Raw genomic sequence first — 21,427 nt, 5'->3', positions numbered from 1 at the left:
TTGTGACATATGGGCTGTCGGCGGCGCACCTGCCGGCAAGAGTGGAAGACAGCGACGCGGACCCATCCGTCACTCCGGCGCTGGCGACGCACCTTCCGACAGCATGTGCAACAAGCGTGCGCGCCGATCTTCAAGTTCGGCGATCTGCTGTTCTATGGATTGCAGACGCTGTCGCTGCGCGGCAGACGTTTCAGGGCAGGCACTGGCGCCTTCGATCATGCGCATGCAGTCGGGGAAACCACGGATTTCGGCCAAGCTGAAGCCCGTGGCGATCAGGCGCTGGATTTGCCTGACCTGGGTGACAGCCGCCGCCGTAAAGGATCGGTAGCCGTTTGCACTGCGAGTGGACCCTAGCAGCCCCTGCTCATCGTAATGGCGAATAGAACGCACACTGGCACCTGTCTGGCGGGCCAGTTCGCCAATGCTCATCGCACGGTGCAGGGTCGGTTGGGTCATGGCGACGGGACCTGATGGGAGATCTGAGGAACAGCGCCACACAGTAGCATCTTTGCCTTGACCCTCACACCGGAGTGAGGGTTGAGACTGATCCTCTCTACCCGATCTGGAGTCACCCCATGCCTACCCCTGCCCTGTTCAAAAATCTGTCTACCTTGGTGTTGTGCGGCGCCTTGGCGGCCACCGCAAGCGTCGCCCATGCCGAGCGCATCAGCTACAACGTCACAACGCCGGATGGGGTGACATTGGCCGTCCAGGAGTCCGGAAATCCCAGCGGACCTGCCATCGTCTTCATTCATGGTCTGCTGGGCAGTCACCTGAGTTGGGACAACCAGGTGAACGCCCCCGAGTTGCAACGCTATCGCATGATCACCTACGACCTGCGCGGTCACGGACTGTCCGGCAAACCGGTAAATGCCCAGGCCTACGCCGAAGGGCGCCGCTGGGCCGATGACCTGGCTGTCGTCATGCAGGCGGCAAAGGTGACCAGGCCGATGCTTGTGGGATGGTCTCTGGGCGGTGCAGTGATATCCAACTATCTGGCCAGATACGGTGACGGCCAGATTGGCGGTGCCGTGTATGTCGATGGGGTGATCGAACTCAAGCCGGAGCAGATCGTGGCCCATCCACAGGTGTATCAGGATCTCAACGCCCCAGACCTGAAGTCTCACCTCGATACCGTCCGAGAATTTCTCGGCCTGTGCTTTCACACCCAGCCTGATCGCAGTACCTTCGAACGGCTGTTCGCCAATGCAGCGATGGCCTCCTGGGATATGCAGCGGGCGGTACAGTCGATGGATGTCGATGCGGTCAAAGCGCTTGGCGGTGCCACGGTCCCGGTGCTATTGCTCTATGGCGCGCAGGATGCGCTGGTACAAACAAAGCCCGCGATCGCACGCGCCAAACAGCTCAATCCTCGGGCCACGAGCATTGTATATGCGAACTCAGGGCATGCGCCCTTCCTCGAGGAGGCCGCGCGCTTCAACCGCGACCTCGCAGGTTTTGTCGATTCCAGCGCGATCCATTGATGGAGACGACCATGGCTGACGCTATCCCCGAACTGTTCCCCGGCTTTGCGCCATTGCAGGTCAATACCAGCGATGTGGCCTTCAAGGGCGTGATCGGCGGTGCCGGGCCGCCACTGCTGTTGCTGCATGGCTATCCGCAAACTCACGTCACGTGGCGCTATATCGCCCCACGGCTCGCCCGCTATTTCACCGTTATCGCCCCGGATCTGCCGGGTTATGGCGCCAGCCGCACCGTGGCCGATCAGCCGCGCTGGAGCAAACGGCGCGTCGCGCAAGCGCTGGTCGAGATGATGGAACAGCTCGGCCACTCACGCTTCGCGGTCGTGGGCCACGACCGTGGTGCTCGCGCGGGCTACCGGATGGCGCTGGATCACCCGCAGCGAGTCACGCGCTATGCCTCGCTGACCGTGATGCCGACCCTGGATGTCTGGGAGGCAATGGACAAGCCGTTTGCGCTGGCCAATTTCCATTGGTTCTTTCTGGCTCAGCCCTTCGACCTGCCGGAGCGCCTGCTGGCCGTCGACCCGGAGGCTTTTATCAAGAACGCCTTGAGCAAGATGGCCGGGGACCTGGCTAACATCGATCCGCAGGCATTGGACGCCTATGTCACAGCGTTTCGCCAGCCCTCGGTCCGGCATGCCATGTGTGAAGATTATCGAGCAGCGGCCAACGAAGACACGGAACATGACGCCGCCGACCGCGCTGCCGGCCGCCAACTGCCATGCCCGGTGCTGGTGTTATGGCCGAAGACTTACGCGGGCGCGCACTCCCCGTTGGCCATCTGGGGCAAATGGGCGCGGGATGTGCGGGGCGAGGCGATAAAGGGCGGGCATCTTCAACCTGAAGAATCGCCAGATGAAGTCATGAAGGCGCTGTTGCCGTTTTTGCTCGACTGGTCCTCGCCGCCGGGTTTATCCGGCGAGGAGCGGCCAGCATGAATCAAAACGAAAACATCAGCTCGTTATCGAAGTAGCGGGCCGCCAGTTTGTGGCCTGGACCACTGATGTCGAATGGCTCGCACATGGCACCGGTGGTGATGATGTCACCGGCCCTCAGCGTTTCGCCGCGTTGCGCGGCATGTTCGTACAACGCTGCCAGGGAATTGAGCGGATCGGTCGCGGTGTCGTCGAACAGGCCTTTGGCCCGGGGTTCGCCATTGAGATAGACGACCACGTTTTCCGCCAACTGGCGCATGACTTCTGGATCAAGGCCCTGACACAGGGTTTGACCGACCACCAGGGCCTCGAAGCCGACGTTGTCGGCGATAAAGCTTGGCCAGCCCACGGTCTTGCGGTCGACGAAACGCGAGCGCACGACCTCGAAGGTCACACAGGTGCTGCGAATATCGGCGGCGTCGATTTTTCGTCCGGGCAGCGGCGGCAAGTCGCGATCGAGCACGAAGGCGATTTCGCATTCAATGGTTACCGGGGTATAGGCCGGCAGGCTCAGCTGCACGCCACTGCTGTGCAGCCGTGCGCGCTCGAGCTGCCCGACCAGCGGCCGCGACAGGTTGGCCCCGCGCATGGCCGCCGGGCTGCCGACGCCAAGCTTCCAACCCGCGCGGGTGCCGCCGGCCAGTTGGAACAGATGGTCCTGAGCGGCATAGCCCTGCTCCAGGGTCTCGGGTTTGTTGCCGGCCGCCAGTGCGGTCAACAAGTCGCCACTGCTCCAGGCCTGTGCGAGGATCGAGGCGGTGGCGCTCGGGTCGAAATCAGCGTCTTGCATGTCAGCTCCTGTGGTCGGGCGGGCCGGGGCGGCGCTCATGCACTGCCCTGTAGTCATTGAGCCACTTTGTATCATGACGCCCGCGCCGATGTCCCCTGGCGTACCTAAAGTCCCTGCCCTTGCTGCCGATAAACGGTGTGTACGCGTGGGCGCTGTCCTGCTGATAAAACGCGACGCTGCCTAGCTGACTTGCCTTTCTGCCGATCCCGATACGTCCAAATACCTGCGGAAGAAGTCATGAATATCAAACACAAGCTGACCTGGGCTTTCGCGGCCGTCGCGTGCCTGCCGGTTATCCTGGTGGCGGTGCTCGTCGTGCTGAACCTGCGCGATGCGGCGCAAGCCGATTTTCTCGACAGCAGTGGCCGGGAGATCCGGCAGATCGACAACGGCATGAAGCAGTTCTTCGACGGCATCAGCCAGAACGTCGAATACCTTGCCAAGGACCCGCGCATCGCGGGCATCAAGGATCTGAAAAACTACAGCGGCGCCGATGCCGCGCAAATCCCCATGACCGATAGCGGCAAGCAACTGCTGCAGCTGTTTGGCGACTTTGCCAAGAGCCATCCGAGCACCGCTTACCTGTCCGTGGGTCTCAAGGACGGCGGCTATGTCAGCTGGCCCGACGACGCCAAACTGACCAATTACGACCCGCGCGTTCGCCCCTGGTACAAAACTGCCCTTACCGCACCGGGCAAAGGTCTGCGCACCTCGGCCTACTACTGGGCGCCGGACGACGTAGTGCTGCTTGGCAACGTGCACACCATCGACGACGCCAACGGCAATACCTTGGGCGTGGTGGGGCTGGACGTGTCGCTCAAGCAACTGACCGAACTGGTCAAGCACATCAAGCTCGGCGACAGCGGCTACCTGATGCTGGTCGAAGCCAACGGCAACGTGCTGGTCGACCCCAGCGATGCCAAACACAACTTCAAGTCCCTCGCCGACCTGGGCCCCAACTACGCCGCCCTCGCCAACAGCGGTAACGGTGTGACCAAAATCGACATCGACGGCGTGCCGTACATGGTCAACATTTACACCTCCGAGAGCCTGGGCTGGCGCTTCATCGGCCTGATCAAGCAAGACGAAGTGATGGCCAAGGCCTCGCACCTGACCTGGCTGATCGCAGGCATCGCCGCGGTGCTGGCGATCATCTTCGCCATCGTCGGCGCCAGTTTCGCCGGAATGATCGTGCGGCCGATCCGCAGTGTCGCCGGCGGCCTGCAGGAAATTGCCCAGGGCGAAGGCGACCTGACCCGCAGCCTCACCGTGCAAGGCAAGGACGAAACCGCCACCCTGGCCAGCTGGTTCAACCAGTTTTTGAGCATGATCGCCCAACTGGTGCGGCGTATCGGCAGCGCCTCGTCCGACCTGCAACAGGCCGCTGCCGGCAGTAGCCAGGTCGCCCACAACATGAACGACGCCGCCGGGCGTCAGCGCGAGGCCGTCGAGCTGGTCAGCACCGCCTTCAACGAGATGGTCGCCACCGCCAACGAAGTGGCCCGCTCCGCCAGCCAGGCTGCGTCCAGCGCTGATGCGGGCTACCGCGACGTGCACGATGGCCAGCAGCACATCGGCGAAGCCACCGGCAGCGTCATGCAACTGAGCGACAACCTGCAGCAATCGACCCAGACCATGCAGGCGCTCGAGCAGGACAGCAAGAACATCAACACCATCCTCGACACCATTCGTTCGATCGCCGAGCAAACCAACCTGCTGGCGCTCAACGCCGCCATCGAGGCCGCCCGCGCGGGTGATCAGGGCCGCGGTTTCGCCGTGGTCGCCGACGAAGTCCGGGCCCTGGCGCGGCGCACCGCCGACTCCACCGGCGAGATCGACAGCCTGCTCGGCAACCTGGCACGGCGCACCCAGGAAGTGACCAGGCAGATGCAAGGCAGCGTGCAGATGTCGCAGACCAGCGTCGAGCGCATCCAGCTGGCCCGCGACAGCTTCGACAAGATCCGCCATTCGGTGGATTCGATTCGCGATCAGAACACACAGATCGCCACGGCGGCCGAGGAGCAGCATCAGGTGGCCGAAGACATCAACCGCCATATCGCGCAGATTCATGCCGATGCGCAGTTGGTGGAAGAGCTGGCGCATTCGGCGCAGAGCGATTCGGATCGGTTGACGGGGATTAGCGGGGAGTTGAATGAGTTGGTAGGGCGGTTCAAGTATTGATTGGCGGCACGAGATGCGGTGCTGCTACCGGCCGCTTGGCGAGCAAGCTTTGCCCCCACAGTGCAAGCAGGTCCGGCCTCTTGCACTGTGGGAGCAAGGTGCGCGTTCGCCGTGGTCGGGCTGGCCCAGCCTGTGCTAACGTCACACTCAACCGCACGCTAGAAGCCCCCGCCCATGTCCATCGCCGACAACCTCCTCGCCTTCACCTTCGCCGCCACCGTGTTGACCCTCACGCCCGGCCTTGATACTGCCCTGATCCTGCGAACCGCCACGGTAGAAGGCAAACAGCAGGCCCTGCGCGCAGTGTTGGGCATCAACGTGGGCTGCCTGTTGTGGGGCGCTGCCGTGGCCTTCGGCCTGGGTGCCCTGATTGCCGTCTCCGAGTTGGCGTTCAACGTCCTGAAGTATTGCGGCGCGGCCTACCTGTGCTGGCTCGGATTGAATATGCTGATGCGCCCACGCACCTCGCTGTCTGCCTTGGAAACGCAGGCCAGGCCGCGCTCCAATTGGTTTATCCGAGGCATGACCGGCAACCTGCTGAACCCCAAGATAGGCATTTTTTACGTGTCGTTTCTGCCGCAATTCATTCCGGCCGGTCAGTCGCCGGTGATCTGGACGTTTGGCCTGGTGGGGATTCATCTGCTGATCGGATTGATCTGGTCGTCGATATTGATCGGCGCCACCCAGCCGCTGGCCGGCGTGCTGCGGCGCGAAAAGGTGGTCACCTGGATGGATCGCACGACGGGGATGATTTTCGTGATGTTTGCGGCGAGATTGGCGTTGAGCAAGCGTTGAGGTTTGCGGGTACTGCGGTTTTTTTGCGAAAGGATGGGCTATGGACGACTTGGAGGCTATCGCCGCGCTGCCATGTCGCTCAGCAATCTGGCGATGGACTATGCGCGTGTGGTGGGGGTGGAAGACATACTGAACAGTCTTTAGCGGGACCTCCAGAGCCGTCTGCCCTAGGTTTGCTTGCGCCCCACACGATACCGTACGCCCTCCTCCCCGAACACTTCCGAATGCGGCTCATCTCGCTGCAGATGGAAAACGTCACCCACGGCATAGGTCCGCTCGCCCGTGGCAGTACGGATACGCAGACTGCCGTGCAGCACCAACGCCTTGGCTTCGAACGGATGCGCATGCTCGTCAAGCGTGCCCAGGGGCTCACGCTCGACCACCACGGGGGTGCCGAAGCCCTCGTCGGCGAGCAATTGGAGAAAGTCGTGTTCTTGCATAGGCGTCATCTCGTTCAGATGCAGGGGTGCCGTGTTTACAGAAGACCATTCTGAGTGGGCAATGATTCCTCATCATTGCCAGGGCACTTCCAGGAGCATCCCACTGTCGACTTAATTCGCGCCCTGCCGAACCGCTGCTACAGTCGACAGCTCATCTACCTGGAGCCTCGCCCATGCCGGACCGTCAAATCATCATCCCCGAGGCCATGACGTCGTTGGTCGAGCGCGCCGGTTATGCCCCGGCCGTGCGAGTCGGCGCGACATTGTTTTGTGCCGGCCAAGTGGGGCGCACGGCCGATCTGGAAGTCATCATCGATCCGGAGCAGCAGTTTGTCGCCGCCTGGGCAAACCTGCTCAGCGTACTCGACGCCGGCGGCTGCCGTTTCGAGGACGTGGTCGACATGACCACTTATCACATCGACATGGCGCGCCACATGCCGCTGTTTCGCGAGGTCAAAAACCGGACGTTCCCCCGCGGCTTGTGCGCCTGGACTTGCATTGGCGTGGCCGAACTGGCGCATCCGGGCCTGCTGGTCGAGATCAAGTGCATCGCGGTGCAGCGCAACCCTCTTAGCTGATCAACAAGGAGAACCACGTGAACTACAAATCCCTTGGCAACACCGGCCTCAAGGTCTCCCCCGTAGCGCTGGGCTGCATGACTTACGGCATCCCCGATCGTGGCAACCATCCCTGGACCCTCGACGAGGAAAAGAGTCGCCCGCTGATCAAGCAGGCCGTCGAGTTGGGCATCAACTTTTTCGACACCGCCAACAGCTATTCGGATGGTACTTCGGAAGAAATCGTCGGCAGGGCCCTGCGTGATTTCGCCCGTCGCGACGAGATCGTGATCGCCACCAAAGTGTTCTTCCCGTTGCGCCAGGCGCCGAATATCGGCGGCCTGTCGCGCAAGGCGATCCTGAGCGAGATCGACAACAGCCTGCGGCGCCTCGGCACCGATTATGTCGACCTCTATCAGATCCACCGCTGGGACTATCACACCCCCATCGAAGAAACCCTCGAAGCCCTGCACGATGTGGTCAAGGCCGGCAAGGCGCTGCATATCGGCGCTTCATCGATGTATGCCTGGCAATTCGCCAAGGCCCTGCACACCTCCAAGGCCAATGGCTGGACGCCATTCGTGTCGATGCAGAATCACCTCAATCTGCTCAACCGCGAGGAAGAACGCGAGATGCTGCCGCTGTGTCGCGATCAGGGCATTGCAGTGCTGCCCTGGAGCCCGCTGGCACGCGGGCGGCTGACGCGGGATTGGGATGAGAGCAGCAGCCGTGCCGACACCGATGCGTTCGGCAAGACGCTGTATCTGGCGCGTACCGCCGACGCCGATCGGCAAGTGGTCGCGGCGGTCGCCAGTGTAGCCAAGGCGCGCGGCGTGCCAAGGGCGCAGGTCGCGTTAGCCTGGGTGGCGCAATCAGCCGGGGTGACCGCGCCGCTGGTGGGTGCGAGCAAACCGCAGCACCTGGAAGATGCCGTAGCAGCGATGTCGCTGAAGTTGACGAGTGAAGAGATCGACCAGCTTGAGGCATCCTACGTGCCGCATGAGGTCGCGGGGTTTAGCTGAGTCCCCTGTCGCACAGCGCCTGGATTGGTTGAAACGGCCCGCTGGGGCCGTTCCAACTCGCGCTCATTGCAGCGGCAACGACTGCTCCACCAACGCCGTCCACACCGCAACACCCGGTTCTATCACCGCATCATTGAAGTCGTAATACGGGTTGTGCAACGCCGCCGACGGCGTCTCGCCATCCACGCCCAGCCACACGTACGCCCCCCGCCGTGCCTGGAGCATGAAGGCGAAATCCTCCGATGCCATCGACGGATTGCAGCCCCATTGCACCTTGTCCTCACCCACCGCCGCGATCGCTGCCCGGCGCATGACCGCCGCCGCGTCAGGGTCGTTTTCGGTGACCGGGTAGCCCACGGTGTAATCCAGCGCACCGGTCACGCCGAAGGCCTGCGGCAATTGAGCGACGAATTCTTCGATCAACTGCTGGACCTTGGCCCGCACCGGGGTTTGCAGGCAGCGCACCGTACCGCGCAGCACGGCGGTTTCAGGGATGACGTTGATCGCTTCGCCGGCGTTGAACTGGGTCACGCTGACCACCGCTGAATCCAGCGGCGACAGACGCCGCGAGGTAATGGTCTGCAAGCCCAACACCAACTCGGCGGCGGCGACGATCGGGTCGGCGCCCTTTTCGGGCATCGCTGCGTGGCAGCCCTTGCCGGTCAGGGTTATCTCGAAGGTGTCCAGCGAGGCCATCATCGGCCCCGGGTTGATGACCACGTGCCCGGCCGTTACGCCTGGCCAGTTGTGCAGACCGTAGATCGCCTCCATCGGGAAGCGCTCGAACAGTCCGTCGTCGATCATGGCCTGCGCGCCAGCGAGGTTCTCCTCGGCGGGCTGGAAGATGAAATGCACCGTGCCGCTGAAGCGCCGCGTCTCGCTCAAATGCCGCGCCGTGGCCAGCAGGATGGTGGTGTGGCCGTCGTGCCCGCAGGCGTGCATGCAGCCTTTGTGGGTGGATTTGTGCGCGGCGTTGCCCAGCTCCTGGATCGGCAGGGCGTCCATGTCGGCGCGGATGCCGATGCTCGGGCCCTCGCCATTGCGCAGAGTACCGACCACACCTGTGCCGCCCAGGCCGCGGACCACTTCGATGCCGAAACTCTCGAGCAATTGGGCGACACGATCGGAGGTCTGCAGCTCCTGGTAACCGAGCTCGGGCGTCGAGTGGAAGTGCCGTCGCCAGAGCACGGCGTCGTCGATCAAGTTCTTGAGGACAGTCATGGCATTACTCCAGGCTGGCGCCGTAGCCAAAGGATGCGGCAGGCGTGGCGGCGGTTTCGACCCACACGCTTTTCACTTCGCTGTACTCACGCAGCGCGTCGAGGCCGGAGGAACGGCCGTAGCCGCTCTCACCGTAGCCACCGAACGGCGAGCTGACGTGAATGGTCTTGTAGCCGTTGACCCAGAAGGTGCCGGCACGTACTTGCCTGGCAACCCGATGAGCGCGCCCGACATCGCGGGTCCATACCCCGCCCGCGAGGCCGAAACGGCTGTCGTTGGCGATGCGGATGGCGTCGGCTTCGTCCTTGAACGGAATCGCTACCACCACTGGACCGAAGATCTCTTCCTGGGCGCAGTACAGATCGTTAGTCCCTTTGAGCACCGTAGGGTTCACGTAATAACCGGGCGTGGCGGGGATCGGCTCGGCATCGGCGCCCACCAGCGTGGCGCCCTCTTCCAGCGCGCGTTCGAGCATGGTTTTGATGTGCCGATATTGCTTGGCGTTGTTGATCGGGCCGATCTGCGTTTGCGGATCGCTGGGGTCACCGACCTTGAACTGCCTGGCGGCCACGGCGAGGGCCTGGGTGAATTTCTCGAAGATCGACTCTTGCACCAGCAGGCGCGAACCGGACACGCAGCTTTGCCCGGCACCGGAAAAAATCGCCGCTTGCGCGCCACGCAGGGCCACATCGAGGTCGGCATCGGCGAAGACGATATTGGCCGACTTGCCGCCCAGCTCCAGCACGGCGGGGATACAACGCTGCGCAGCGGCGACGGCGATGTGCCGGCCGGTAGCCGGCGAGCCGACGAATACCACTTTGCGGATATCGGCCTTGGCGATAAAAGCCTGGCCGATGCTGTGACCGAACCCGGCGATCACGTTGACCAGGCCCTTGGGCACGCCCGCGCGCTCGATCAGCACGGCGACCATCAAGGACGACAGCGGGGTCAGCTCGGACGGTTTGAGGATCACCGCGTTACCGGCGGCCAGGGCCGGCGCCAACTGCCAGCCGCAGGTGAAGATCGGCGCGTTCCAGGGGGTGATCTGCAACACCGTGCCCAGCGGTTCGTAGGTCACGTAGTTGAGGTGGCTGGTGGGCACCGGAATCACTTCACCGTGCAGCTTGTCGGCCCAACCGGCGTAGTACTCGAACATCTCGGCGACTTTCTGCACCTCGACGCTGGCATCGCGGATCGGCTTGTTGGCGGTGAGGGATTCTATTTGCGCAAGGCTCTCGGCCTGCTCGCGAATCAGCGCGCCTACCTGGTAAAGCGCGCGGCCACGGGCTTGAGCGGTCAGCGCCCACCACTGCTGCTGGGCGGCCTTGGTGGCTCGATCGGCGATGGCGACCAGTGACTCGTCGGCATCGGCGAAGCTCAACAGCAGGCTGTCATCGTGGGCGTTGCGTACTTCCACTGGCGCGCCGTGACCGTCGATGAACTCACCGCCAACGTAACTGCCGATAGTGCTGCGGTCGCCCCAGAACGGGCGCATCAATTCAAGGATCTTTTGCGTGCTCATTGGTTATTCTCCACGGCCAAACAGGGGGGCATCGGTGCGTTCAACGATGCAGCAGAAGTCATCGGCGTCCGGCAGCGTGGCGCTGCTCGCTTGCCATAGATCGGCGACGGCGCGCGACAGCGGCAGGTCGAGGTCGAGGCTGGCGCTGAGGTCGCGGGCCAGGCCTACGTCCTTGCGCATCAGGCCCATGGTGAAGCCCGAGTCGTAAGCCTTGTTCATGACCCAAGTGGGGAACATGGCTTGCGTGGCACTGCTGCGCCCGGAGCCGGCGTTCAAGCCTTCGAGCAGTTTTGCCGGGTCGACACCGGCCTTGGCGGCCATGCTCAGTGCTTCGGCGGTGCTGATCAGGTGGCAGGCAGTGAGCATGTTGTTGGCGATCTTGGCGACGTTGCCGGCGCCGGTCTGGCCGATGTGCACGCGGGTGCCGCTCATGCCCTCGAGTATCGGCATCACGCGCGCCAGATCGTCGTCCTCGGCGCCGATCACCATCGACATGGTGCCGGTAGCCGCGCCTTTGGGGCCGCCGGACACCGGGGCGTCGATAAAGGCGATGCCTTTGACCTTAAGGGCGGCGGCAACCTTACGGCTCGCCTCGGGGGTGGAGGTGGTGGTATCGACGACGATCAACCCCGGCTTGCCCAGCGCGAGGATGCCGTTGGCGCCCAGGCACACGGCTTCGACGTGTTCGGCCTTGGGCAACGAAAGGATCAGCACCTCGACGCTGGCAATCAGTTGTTCGCGCTCGGCAACGGGCTTGACGCCCTTGGCCTGGGCCTTTTCCAGCGCGGTGTGGGCAAGGTCGAAACCGCTGACGTCGAAACCTTTGCTCGCCAGCGTCGCGGCCATGCCACCGCCCATGTTGCCTAGCCCGATAACGCCGATTTTCAAGCTCATTGAAGGTCTCTCGCTCAAGTTTTGAGGGCCCTGCCTGGGGCATGAGACGAGTATGGACAGCGGTCGGTGATCACAGCAATAATCGCTAGTTCGCATTTTTGTTGCGTTTAAGGCAACACAGGATTTTTATGAGCATCGTCCAAGATCGTCGCATCCTGTATTTCTTCGAGGCCGTGCGCGCAGGCAGCGTGAGGGCCGCCGCCGACATCCTCAACGTCGCGCCCTCGGCGGTCAGTCGGCAGATCGCTCAGTTGGAGCAGGAGCTCGGAGCACCGCTGCTGGAGCGCCACCGTCGTGGCGTGAAGCCGACCGAAGCCGGTGACAAGGTGCTGACCTACTATCGTCAACGGCTGACGCAGCAAGAAGTACTGCTGGACTCGATCCAGGCGTTGCGCGGTCTGCAGAGTGGTTCGGTGACGCTGGCGGTGGGCGAGGGCTTCCTCGACAGTCTGTCGCAACCGCTGACGCATTTCTCGACGCTGTACCCCAAGGTCGAGCTGATCGTGAATGTCTGCGGCAGCAACGAGCTGATCCGCCAGGTGGTTGAAGACGAAGCGCATATCGGCCTGGTGTTCAATCCGGCGGCAGACAACAAGCTGCGCTCCCACGCACAGCACAGCCATCCGGTGTGCGCGGTGGTCAACCCCGAGCATGTACTGGTAGACAGCAAGGAGCCGATCGCTCTGCTGGGGCTGGACCACTATCGCCTGGCGCTGCCCGGTGTGGCCTACGGTATCCGGCAGATCCTGCTGGCGGCGGAACATCAGGAGGGTGTCAGCCTGCTGCCGACCCTGACGTGCAGCACCTTCGCCCTGCTCAAGCGCTTCGCCATGCAGGGTGGGGTGACGCTGTTGCCGACTTTTGTGGTGGAAGAGGAAATCAGGGCCGGGGCGTTGGTCGCCCTGCCCCTGCAAAACCCGGTATTCAGTAGCCCCCAGACGCACCTGGTGAGCCGCTTGGGGCGCCAGTTGAGCGTGGCGTCGAGCCGGATGTTGCAGATGCTGTTGCAGGAGTTGCCGGCGTTCAAATCCAACAGCCGCGGCTGACTTTCCTTTCCCTGACAGGTTTGCTCCTCACCATGCGCATCGATCCCCTTCCCCCGCTGCAAAACCTTATCGCCTTCGAGGCCGCTGTGCGTCATGGCAGCTTCACCCGTGCGGCGGCCGAGTTGCACTTGACGCAAAGCGCCATCAGCCGCCAGGTCGCACAGCTGGAAGAGTTCCTCGGGCGGGCGCTGTTTCGCCGCGAGCACAAGCGCATTCACCTGACCGTCGCCGGCCAGCTGTATGCCGAGGAGGTGCATCGGTTGCTGACCCAATGCGCCGAAGCCACGGCCAAGGTCATCACCCACAACGGCGAGCAGCAATTGACCCTGGCGTGCTCCAGTGGCGTCGCAGCGCTGTGGCTGGGGCCGCTACTGGGCCGCTACGTGGATGAGTTTCCGGCGGTGGATGCGCGTTTACGGGTGGTCGACGGCCTTGATTCGCTGGTGCGCGCCGAATTCGACCTGGCGGTGTACTTTCTGGGCGCCACCTCGCCGTCGGGGCTGGACAGTCAGTTGCTGTTTCCCGAGTCAGTGGGTGCCTATTGTTCGCCCGACTATCTGCAAGGACGCACTCTGACGGCCGCCGAGTTGCTTGATCATCGGCTGTTGATGCTCGAAGACGGTCAACGCCAGTGGCTGTCCTGGGGCAACTGGTTCGCGCGCCAAGGCGTCGACGCCTCGATCATCCGCAAGCGGCTGACGGTCAACCATTACCCAGTGCTGGTGGACATGGCGATCGCCGGCCACGGCATCGTATTGGGCTGGCGACCAATGATCGACGCGCACCTGCGCAGTGGCGCCTTGGTCCCCGCCTGCGTCGAGAGGGTCGGCGCCGTGGGCGGTTATTACCTGTTGACGCCGACTGCATCGCTGCCGAGTCGCGCCGCCCGGGCGTTCGAAAAGTGGCTGACGGGGCAAATTCCCGCGTAGGCCTTGCATGCGCTGCACGCATGCAAATCTGCGCAATAAGCGTTTTCGCCTTCCTCGCACCGCCCGTATTCTCGGGTCACACAAGGGCATCAGACCCTGACACAGCGTCAATTTGCCCGGTTCTGCCCTCATTCTTCGCGGGATATTTCCTGAACCACAGGAGGCCTGCGAATGCAGCATGCAGGAGCTTCATGTGAACGCGAGCGCCCATACCCCCTCTCAGATCCATTCGAAGCAGGCGCGCCGCGCCGTCGTCGCCACCGTGATCGGTAACGGCCTGGAATGGTTCGACTTCACGGTCTACAGCTTCTTTTCGGTGATCATCGCCAAGGTGTTCTTCCCCACCGGCAGCGAACTGAGTTCGTACCTCCTGGCGTTGGCCACTTTCGGGGTCGGGTTTTTCATGCGTCCGGTGGGCGGCATCGTACTGGGTATCTATAGCGACAAGCACGGTCGCAAAGCGGCGCTGTCACTGACCATCCTGTTGATGGCGCTGGGCACCTTCATCATCGCGGTGACGCCCGGTTTTGCCCAGATCGGCTTTATCGCACCGGTGCTTATCGTGCTTGCGCGGCTGCTGCAGGGCTTCTCCGCCGGGGGTGAAATGGGCAGCGCCACGGCGTTCCTCACCGAGCATGCACCAGCTGGGCGCAAGGCGTTCTACTCCAGCTGGATCCAGGCCAGTATCGGCGTCGCGGTGCTGCTCGGCTCTGGATTGGGCGCGCTGCTGTCGACCTACCTGACTCAGGCACAACTGGAAAACTGGGGCTGGCGCGTGCCCTTTCTGATCGGCACGCTGATCGGCCCGATCGGCTTCTATATCCGCAGCCGCATCGACGAAACCCCGGCCTACAGTGAAGCGCAAACCAGTGAATCGCCGTTGCGCGAAGTGCTGCGCAGCTATCCGCGCCAGACCCTGATCAGCTTCTCGCTAGTGGTGCTCTGGACCGTGTGCACCTATGCCATTCTGTTCTACATCCCCTCCTACGCGACCCGCGTTCTGAGCCTGCCGTCGTGGATGGGCTTCTGCGCCAGCATGGTGGGTGGCGGTGTGTTGATCGTCGCCACGCCCATCGTCGGCGCCCTGGCCGACAGGCAGGGCCGTCGCCCATGGCTGCTGTGCTCGGCCGCAGCCATCTTCATCGCCGCCTACCCGATGTTCTACTACATCAACCACGTGCCCGGGCTGGCCTCGCTGCTGGTGTTCGAGTTGGTGCTGGGCTTGATGATCGCCGGCTATATCGGCTCGATCCTCGCCGCTTTCGGTGAACTGCTGCCGACCCACGTGCTGTCCACCGGGCTGTCGGTGGCCTACAACTTCGCGGTAACCATTTTCGGTGGTTTCGCCACCTTTACCATCACTGCCTTGATCGCCCAGACCGGCAGCAATCTCGCCCCGGCCTTCTACATCATGTTCGCGGCAGCCGTGAGCGGCATCGGCGCCCTGCTTTTCCGCGATCAGCCACGCGACAAGCCCAAGGCACATATCACTTTGACAGGAGCTGTCCAATGACCACCCCTACTCGCCTGATCCTGCGCAACGGCCGCCTGCTGGACCCCGTCGCCGGCCAGTTGCTGACGGGCCAGGAAGTACTGATCGAGGGTGAACGCATCGTCGCCGTGCGCGCCCAGGGCGAACCGGCCGAAGCGGGCGCCGAGGTGATCGACCTCGGCGGGCGCACGCTGATGCCCGGTCTGATCGACTGCCACGTGCACGTACTGGCCTCCAATGCCAACCTCGGCCTCAACGCCTTGCAACCCAACGCGATCACCATGTATCGCGCCCTGCCGATCCTCGACGCCATGCTCAAGCGCGGGTTCACCACGGTACGCGACGCTGGTGGTGCCGACTGGGCGCTGGCCCGTTCGATTGCGATCGGGCTGATCCCCGGCCCGCGTATTTTCGCGTCAGGCAAGGCGCTGTCGCAGACCGGGGGCCATGGCGACATGCGCGCCCGTGGCGAATTGCTGCTCAGCGAACCGTGCTCGTGCTGCTTTCGCGCGGGTGCAATCGCGCGAGTGGTGGATGGCGTCGACAACGTGCGCCTGGCCGTGCGTGAAGAGCTGCAACAGGGCGCCAGCCAGATCAAGATCATGGCTTCGGGCGGCGTCTCCTCGCCCACCGATCCGATCGCCAACACTCAATACAGCGAGGCCGAAATCCGCGCCATCGTCGACGAAGCCGAGGCCGCCAACACCTACGTCATGGCCCACGCTTATACCGCTCGCGCCATCCGCCGCGCCATCGAATGCGGCGTACGCACCATCGAGCACGGCAACCTGGTGGATGCCGATACCGCGCGGTTGATGGCTGAGAAAGGCGCCTTTGCGGTCCCCACCCAGGTGACCTACGAAATGCTCGCCGAACATGGCGCCCGCGCCGGCCTGCCGCCCGAGTCGGTGGCCAAGATCGAAGACGTGCGCCAGGCCGGGCGCAATGCCTTGAAACTGTTTGCCGAAGCCGGCGTGCCCATGGGCTACGGCTCCGATCTGCTGGGCGAGATGCACGAATACCAGAGCTACGAACTGAAGATCCGCGCCGAGGTACTGGGTAATCTGGCGGCCATCCGCAGTGCCACCAGCGTCGCCGCGCAGATACTCCAACGCGAAGGCGAGCTGGGTTGCATCGCCCCGGGTGCCTTGGCCGACCTGCTGGTGGTAGACGGCGATCCGCTGACCGATATCAGCTGCCTGGTAGGCCAGGGCGAGCACCTGGCCATGATCGTGCAGGGCGGCAGCATCAAGAAAAACCTGCTGGTGTGACGGCGGGTGAAGAAGGCGTCGAGAGAGTCGGCGCTTTCTTCCTCGAATTCGCTCGACAACGACTGATTGGGGGGAATGATTTCCCTCTGATCAGTGAAGAGTTTCCCCTCCACAATCGGCGAATGATCACTAAACCTCCCCTCGCGTACCGCCATCAGCCTCCAATGCATCCTTGCGTCTGTAGAGAGACAAAGCTTATATTTGCATCTACAGACACAAGGCATGAGGTCACGGGCATGGTCGCCGCACTGCAAACCCCAACATTCAGCAAAGAGCAATGCGCCGCAGGCCTGCGTGTCGCCGTGGGCATCCTGGAAAAATGGCGGGCCAGCGGCGAACAATCCTGCAACGTGTTGCGCATCTCGCGAAGCACCCTGGCCCGCGCCAAACAGAGCGATCCGAGCTGGTCCTTGAACCTGGACACAGACCAGATGCAGCGCGTCAGCTTGGTGCTCAACATCCACGCGGCGCTGCGCCTGGTGTTCGACAACCCTGAAAACGTCTACGGCTTTGTGCAAATGGCCAACCACAATGAATTCTTCAGCGGACGCACGCCGCTCGACGTCATGGCGCAGGGCGACATGATCTCGTTGTATGAAACTTTCAGGCGCATCGATGCCTTGCGCGGAGCACAATGGTAATGCTCGATCAACTGGCACGGATGCCGGGCGAACAGGTGCACGCCTGCCGCTTGGTCAATTCCAGATTCCCGCCCATCGCACTGTTCGACGACGTGGCCAGTGCCGACGAGTTCGAGGTGCTGTACCAGTTGCAGGCGCTGACCAATCCGCGCCTGCAGAATGAAATCGGGCGGCTGGAACTGATCCCTCGCGCGCAAATCCCATTTGGCATCCCCGGCTGCGCCTATGCGACGGCGCCCTTTACCCATGTCAATCCGGCAGGCTCGCGATTCAGCGATGGCAGCTTCGGCGCCCTGTACCTGGCGGACACCATGGAAACCGCGCTGGCCGAGGTGCGCCATCACCAGGACAGTTACTGGGCGAAGGTTCAAGGCTTGAACTACGAGCGCTTCGTGTTTCGCGGGCTGACCTGCGTGTTCACCGACAAGGACATGTTCGATGCCCTGGTCCTGCCGATCACTCACCCGATCCATGCGCCGGACGACTACAGTCAGTCCCGGCAACTGGGCAGAGCCATCAAGAACGCGGGCAGCCCCGGGCTGCGTTACCGTTCGGTGCGTCTGCCGGGCAATACCTGCTGGGCACTGATGACGCCACGCCCGGTAACGTCCATCGTACAGAGCGCCCACTACGAGATGATCTGGAATGGGCGAATCACCGCAGTGAACACCGTCAGCGCCGCCGGATGAAGCCTCTCATGAAACCCTGATCGGCCGGGAACCCGCGAGCCAGACACCACTCAGAACCTTACACACTTGATTGGACGATCGTGATGAGTGAGGTACCCGCAACACCCGTCGACCGCTCGACGGATGACCGCGCACGGACCCTCGTGGCGCAGATGACCGAGGACGAGAAGTTCGCCTGGCTGTCCGGTCCCATGGCCATTCCACTGGCCGGCGAAGACAAACCGGAGGGCGCCTTGGGGTCTGCCGCTTTTTACCCCGGTATCGAACGCCTGGGCATCCCGGCCATGCAGCAATCGGACGCGAGCCTCGGTGTCGGCAACCTCGGCAATGTCCGCCCAGGTGACCATGCCACCGCGCTGCCCAGTTCGCTGCTGCTCGGCGCCACGTTCAACCCCAGCCTCGCCTTCGAGTCGGGCGCGCTGGTGGGTCGAGAGGCGCGGCAAAAAGGCTTCAACGTGCAATTGGCGGGTGGCGCCAATCTGGTCCGAGAGCCCCGCGGTGGTCGCAATTTCGAGTACATCAGCGAGGATCCTCTGCTGACCGGCGTATTGGCAGGCCAGTCGGTGGCCGGCATTCAATCCGAGAAGGTGGTGTCGACGGTCAAGCATTTCGTCGCCAATGCTCAGGAGACCGGACGCGTGATGGTCAGCTCGAACCTCAGCGAGGCGGCGTTGCGCGAGTCCGATCTGCTGGCCTTCCAGCTGGCGATAGAGATCGGTCGACCCGGTGCGGTGATGCCCGGCTATAACCTGATCAACGGCGATTACGCGTCCGAGAACGCCTTCCTGTTGAATACCGTGCTCAAGGGGGAATGGGAGTACCCAGGCTGGGTGATGTCCGACTGGGGCGCCACGCATTCCAGCGTCAAGGCCGCGCTGGCGGGGCTGGACGTACAGTCGGGCGCCAATCTGGACGACGCCCATCACTTCGGCGCGGCGCTGCGCCAGGCGGTCAAGGCTGGCGAAGTCCCGCAGAGCCGCATCGACGACATGGTCACGCGCATCCTGCGCAGCCTGATCGAGGTGGGGGCACTGGACCCGGTGCCGGCGCTGCCCATCGATTACAGCCAACATCGGCTCATCGCCCAACGCCAGGCCGAGGAAGGCATCGTGCTGCTCAAGAATGCTCAGGGCACACTTCCCCTGGCACAACGGGCAAAACGATTGTTGGTCATCGGTGCCCACGCCGATCACGGCGTGCTGTGTGGCGGAGGCTCCTCTTGCGTGACCCCGATCGGCAGCCTGTCGCTGCCGGGCATCGACATGATGGGCATGCAGGTCGCCAAGGTTTACCAACCGTCCTCCCTGGTGCAGGCGATCAAGGAAGAAAGCGCGGCGCAGCAGGTGGATTTTCTCGACGGCACGGATGTGACCTTGGCCGTTGCGCAGGCGGCGATCGCCGATGCGGTGATCGTCTTCGCTCAGGAATGGCGCTCGGAAGCGCTGGACGCCAAGGGACTAGGCCTCGACGGCAATCAGGATGCCTTGATCGAGGCCGTCGCCGCAGCCAACCGCAACACCATCGTCGTCTTGCAGACCGGCGGCCCGGTGCTGTTGCCTTGGCTCGATAACGTCGCCGCTGTGCTGGCCGCCTGGTATCCCGGTTCAGGGGGTGCCCCGGCGGTGGCTGGCGTGCTGTTCGGCAGAGTGAATCCGTCCGGACGCTTGCCGATCACCTTTCCCGCCAGCGAGTCGCAACTGCCGCGCCCCGAGCAGATCGACCCTGCCACCACCACCTCCAACCCCGGCATGCCGCGTAAAGGCGAGATCATCCCGATCAACTACGATATCGAAGGCTCGGATGTCGGTTATCGCTGGTATGCACGGCAGCGTCTCAAGCCGCTGCTGCCGTTCGGCTTCGGGTTGTCCTACAGCACATTCGAATTCAGCGACCTGCGCGTCAACGAGCCCGGCAAGGTATCAGTGCGGGTGAACAATACCGGGCCGCGCGCTGGCGCTACGACGTTGCAGCTTTATATCGCAAAAACGGGCGAAGACGGCTTTGCCAAACGCCTCGCCGGATTTGAAAAAGTCTTTCTGGCAGCGGGCGAGCAAGCCGATGTCGAGGTCCAGCTGGAACCACGCATCCTTGCTCGTTTCGAGGAGGGAGGCTTTGTTATCGGGCCAGGCAATTACCGTGTCTGGGCGGCAGATGATGCAGAGGATGAACGACTCGGAGTAACGGTGACGCTGCATGCCCCATGACGTCACAGGGGAGCGGCCAGTGCCGCTCCCCTGTGTTCTTCAAGAGCGTGCTGCGGTGCGATGCTTGCTTTCCCACTCGATCGGTATTGGTCGATTCTCCCGCACCGACTGGTAAATCGCTTCCATCAGCAAGTGATCCTGCAACCCCTCTTCGCCAGGGGTGCGGGGCGCCTCACCGGTCTGCAGGCACTGAGCGAAGTGGTCGATCTCCTGGCTGAACTGGTTACCCGCCCCTACTCGCAGCTCTTCGACGGATTCGAGGCTGTCCTTGCGTCGAGCCACCCGCAAACGCTGGCCTTTGTAGGCAAAGGCGTTCTCGATTTCGATCCAGCCTTTTTCCAGGCGCAGGCGCATGTCCTTGGTTTCGTGAGCGCCGTAGCTGGTGGCGCAGTTGGCGATGGCGCCAGAGGGAAAACGCAGCATGAAGCTCATGGTTTCCTCGACCTGGGCATAACGCGGATCACCTTGAGGATTGACCACTTGCGCATAGACCTCGATCGGTTCTTCACCGAGCATGGTGCGCACGCCGTTGAGGCAATACAGGCCGATGTCCGGCAGCGCGCCGCCGCCAGCCAAGGCGGCGTCAAGTCGCCACTGACCATCGGGGCCCTGGGCCTGGGCGTTGGTTGCCTCGATCAGCCGCACGCGCCCCAACTCACCCGACTGCACCAGTTGCGCAGCGGCGCTATTGAAATCCTCGTACTGGCAGCGGTAAGCGATCATCAACCGCACCCCGGCCGCGTCGCAGGCCTTGATCATCTGCCGCGCCTGCTCGGAAGTACTGGCCATGGGCTTCTCGCACAACACATGCTTGCCCGCGCGCGCTGCCGCTTGCACCTGTTCAAGATGCAGCCCGTTGGGGGTGACGATGTACACGGCCTGGACCTCAGGATTGTCGGCCAGCGCTTCGATCTGGTCGTAGCCATACACGGCCTCTTGCCGGATGCCATATTGCGCGGCGACCGCTTTGGCTTTGTCTGGGCTGCCAGACACCAACGCGACCGGCTTGGCGTGCAACGATTGGGCAAACGCCGGCAGGATCTGCCCCAGCGCCAGGCGACCCAGGCCGACGATGGCGAACCCGACTCTTTCTGCGGGTGGCAGGGGCGCGGGCGGTGCGGGTTCCGGCCGGTCCGCTTCGCCACGCCAGTTGATGAATTCGACCTTGCCGTCTTTTACCCCGCCGCGGTCGATTTCGGTTGCCGGCCTCGCAGGGCCTGAGGCCGGCAGACGTTTGCCATCGGCGGTGCCGGGGCCTTGAGCGGCGAACGGATAGAGCTTCGAGTCGGACATGGGGATATTCTCCAGATGATT

General features: G+C 63.1%; 20 protein-coding genes and 1 pseudogene. 14 read left to right on the top strand and 7 right to left on the bottom strand.

Translation table 11 applies throughout. The features are described 5' to 3' along the window. Positions 1-69: 69 nt before the first annotated feature. Positions 70-456, bottom strand: a complete 387-nt coding sequence (locus REH34_RS24870; RefSeq protein ID WP_226506055.1) for a MerR family transcriptional regulator — start codon at positions 454-456, stop codon at positions 70-72. A 119-nt stretch (positions 457-575) separates the two neighbouring features. On the opposite strand from REH34_RS24870, the gene REH34_RS24865 reads away from it, so the two are divergent. Both REH34_RS24865 and REH34_RS24860 read left to right on the top strand, forming a co-directional pair. After that, positions 576-1,484: an alpha/beta hydrolase gene (locus tag REH34_RS24865; protein WP_311969508.1), complete on the top strand. Its 909-nt coding sequence runs from the start codon at positions 576-578 to the stop codon at positions 1,482-1,484. An 11-nt stretch (positions 1,485-1,495) separates the two neighbouring features. Next, positions 1,496-2,422: an alpha/beta hydrolase gene (locus REH34_RS24860; protein ID WP_311969507.1), complete on the top strand. Its 927-nt coding sequence runs from the start codon at positions 1,496-1,498 to the stop codon at positions 2,420-2,422. Between the two features lies 1 nt (position 2,423). Here the strand turns inward: REH34_RS24860 and REH34_RS24855 are convergent, their stop codons facing one another. Further along, complete coding sequence (locus REH34_RS24855; protein WP_311969506.1) at positions 2,424-3,209, bottom strand: fumarylacetoacetate hydrolase family protein; 786 nt, start codon at positions 3,207-3,209, stop codon at positions 2,424-2,426. Between the two features lie 237 nt (positions 3,210-3,446). Here REH34_RS24855 and REH34_RS30370 point away from each other — a divergent pair. The 3 genes and pseudogenes from REH34_RS30370 to REH34_RS24845 form a co-directional block, all read left to right on the top strand. Further along, positions 3,447-4,526: pseudogene (locus tag REH34_RS30370) on the top strand (cache domain-containing protein); the annotation flags it as partial. Between the two features lie 9 nt (positions 4,527-4,535). Then, positions 4,536-5,390 carry a methyl-accepting chemotaxis protein gene (locus tag REH34_RS30365; RefSeq protein ID WP_409373350.1) on the top strand — a complete coding sequence of 285 codons (855 nt, stop codon included), beginning with the start codon at positions 4,536-4,538 and terminating at the stop codon, positions 5,388-5,390. A gap of 174 nt (positions 5,391-5,564) precedes the next feature. Beyond that, positions 5,565-6,185, top strand: coding sequence for a LysE family translocator (locus tag REH34_RS24845; protein ID WP_226506050.1), 621 nt, complete (start codon positions 5,565-5,567; stop codon positions 6,183-6,185). A 167-nt stretch (positions 6,186-6,352) separates the two neighbouring features. On the opposite strand, the gene REH34_RS24840 is transcribed toward REH34_RS24845, so the two are convergent. Then, positions 6,353-6,625, bottom strand: coding sequence for a cupin domain-containing protein (locus tag REH34_RS24840; protein WP_226506048.1), 273 nt, complete (start codon positions 6,623-6,625; stop codon positions 6,353-6,355). Positions 6,626-6,798: 173 nt separating this feature from the next. On the opposite strand from REH34_RS24840, the gene REH34_RS24835 reads away from it, so the two are divergent. Then, positions 6,799-7,203: a RidA family protein gene (locus REH34_RS24835; RefSeq protein WP_226506047.1), complete on the top strand. Its 405-nt coding sequence runs from the start codon at positions 6,799-6,801 to the stop codon at positions 7,201-7,203. 17 nt (positions 7,204-7,220) lie between these two features. After that, the gene (locus REH34_RS24830) at positions 7,221-8,204 is read left to right on the top strand and encodes an aldo/keto reductase (RefSeq protein ID WP_226506046.1); all 984 of its coding nucleotides are present in this window, start codon (positions 7,221-7,223) and stop codon (positions 8,202-8,204) included. Between the two features lie 63 nt (positions 8,205-8,267). Here REH34_RS24830 and REH34_RS24825 read toward each other — a convergent pair whose 3' ends face one another. Genes REH34_RS24825 through REH34_RS24815 form a run of 3 tightly spaced genes read right to left on the bottom strand, consistent with a single transcriptional unit; the run spans position 8,268 to position 11,841 of the window. After that, complete coding sequence (locus tag REH34_RS24825) at positions 8,268-9,425, bottom strand: M20 aminoacylase family protein (protein ID WP_311969503.1); 1,158 nt, start codon at positions 9,423-9,425, stop codon at positions 8,268-8,270. Between the two features lie 4 nt (positions 9,426-9,429). Beyond that, positions 9,430-10,947 carry an aldehyde dehydrogenase family protein gene (locus REH34_RS24820; protein WP_226506044.1) on the bottom strand — a complete coding sequence of 506 codons (1,518 nt, stop codon included), beginning with the start codon at positions 10,945-10,947 and terminating at the stop codon, positions 9,430-9,432. 3 nt (positions 10,948-10,950) lie between these two features. After that, positions 10,951-11,841, bottom strand: coding sequence for an NAD(P)-dependent oxidoreductase (locus tag REH34_RS24815; protein WP_311969501.1), 891 nt, complete (start codon positions 11,839-11,841; stop codon positions 10,951-10,953). 128 nt (positions 11,842-11,969) lie between these two features. On the opposite strand from REH34_RS24815, the gene REH34_RS24810 reads away from it, so the two are divergent. From REH34_RS24810 to REH34_RS24780, 7 genes are all read left to right on the top strand, one after another. After that, on the top strand, positions 11,970-12,887 hold the full coding sequence (locus tag REH34_RS24810) for a LysR family transcriptional regulator (RefSeq protein WP_311969499.1): 918 nt from the start codon (positions 11,970-11,972) through the stop codon (positions 12,885-12,887). A 32-nt stretch (positions 12,888-12,919) separates the two neighbouring features. After that, positions 12,920-13,816: a LysR substrate-binding domain-containing protein gene (locus tag REH34_RS24805; RefSeq protein WP_311969498.1), complete on the top strand. Its 897-nt coding sequence runs from the start codon at positions 12,920-12,922 to the stop codon at positions 13,814-13,816. 178 nt (positions 13,817-13,994) lie between these two features. Further along, the gene (locus REH34_RS24800) at positions 13,995-15,329 is read left to right on the top strand and encodes an MFS transporter (RefSeq protein WP_311969497.1); all 1,335 of its coding nucleotides are present in this window, start codon (positions 13,995-13,997) and stop codon (positions 15,327-15,329) included. Beyond that, positions 15,326-16,579, top strand: coding sequence for an amidohydrolase family protein (locus REH34_RS24795; protein WP_311969496.1), 1,254 nt, complete (start codon positions 15,326-15,328; stop codon positions 16,577-16,579). The genes REH34_RS24800 and REH34_RS24795 overlap by 4 nt, the downstream gene beginning before the upstream one ends. A gap of 236 nt (positions 16,580-16,815) precedes the next feature. Next, on the top strand, positions 16,816-17,220 hold the full coding sequence (locus REH34_RS24790) for an antitoxin Xre/MbcA/ParS toxin-binding domain-containing protein (RefSeq protein ID WP_311969495.1): 405 nt from the start codon (positions 16,816-16,818) through the stop codon (positions 17,218-17,220). After that, positions 17,214-17,909, top strand: coding sequence for an RES family NAD+ phosphorylase (locus REH34_RS24785; RefSeq protein ID WP_226506037.1), 696 nt, complete (start codon positions 17,214-17,216; stop codon positions 17,907-17,909). Before REH34_RS24790 ends, REH34_RS24785 begins: the two co-directional genes overlap by 7 nt. Positions 17,910-17,992: 83 nt before the next feature. Further along, a complete protein-coding gene (locus tag REH34_RS24780; protein WP_311969494.1) occupies positions 17,993-20,113 on the top strand; it encodes a beta-glucosidase in 2,121 nt (706 codons plus the stop codon). Between the two features lie 39 nt (positions 20,114-20,152). Here the strand turns inward: REH34_RS24780 and REH34_RS24775 are convergent, their stop codons facing one another. Then, a complete protein-coding gene (locus tag REH34_RS24775; RefSeq protein ID WP_311969492.1) occupies positions 20,153-21,406 on the bottom strand; it encodes a Gfo/Idh/MocA family oxidoreductase in 1,254 nt (417 codons plus the stop codon). Positions 21,407-21,427: the final 21 nt, after the last annotated feature.

It is taken from the genome of Pseudomonas baltica (genome assembly GCF_031880315.1).
Lineage (GTDB): Bacteria > Pseudomonadota > Gammaproteobacteria > Pseudomonadales > Pseudomonadaceae > Aquipseudomonas.
This window is presented reverse-complemented; position numbering and strand designations above follow the sequence as displayed.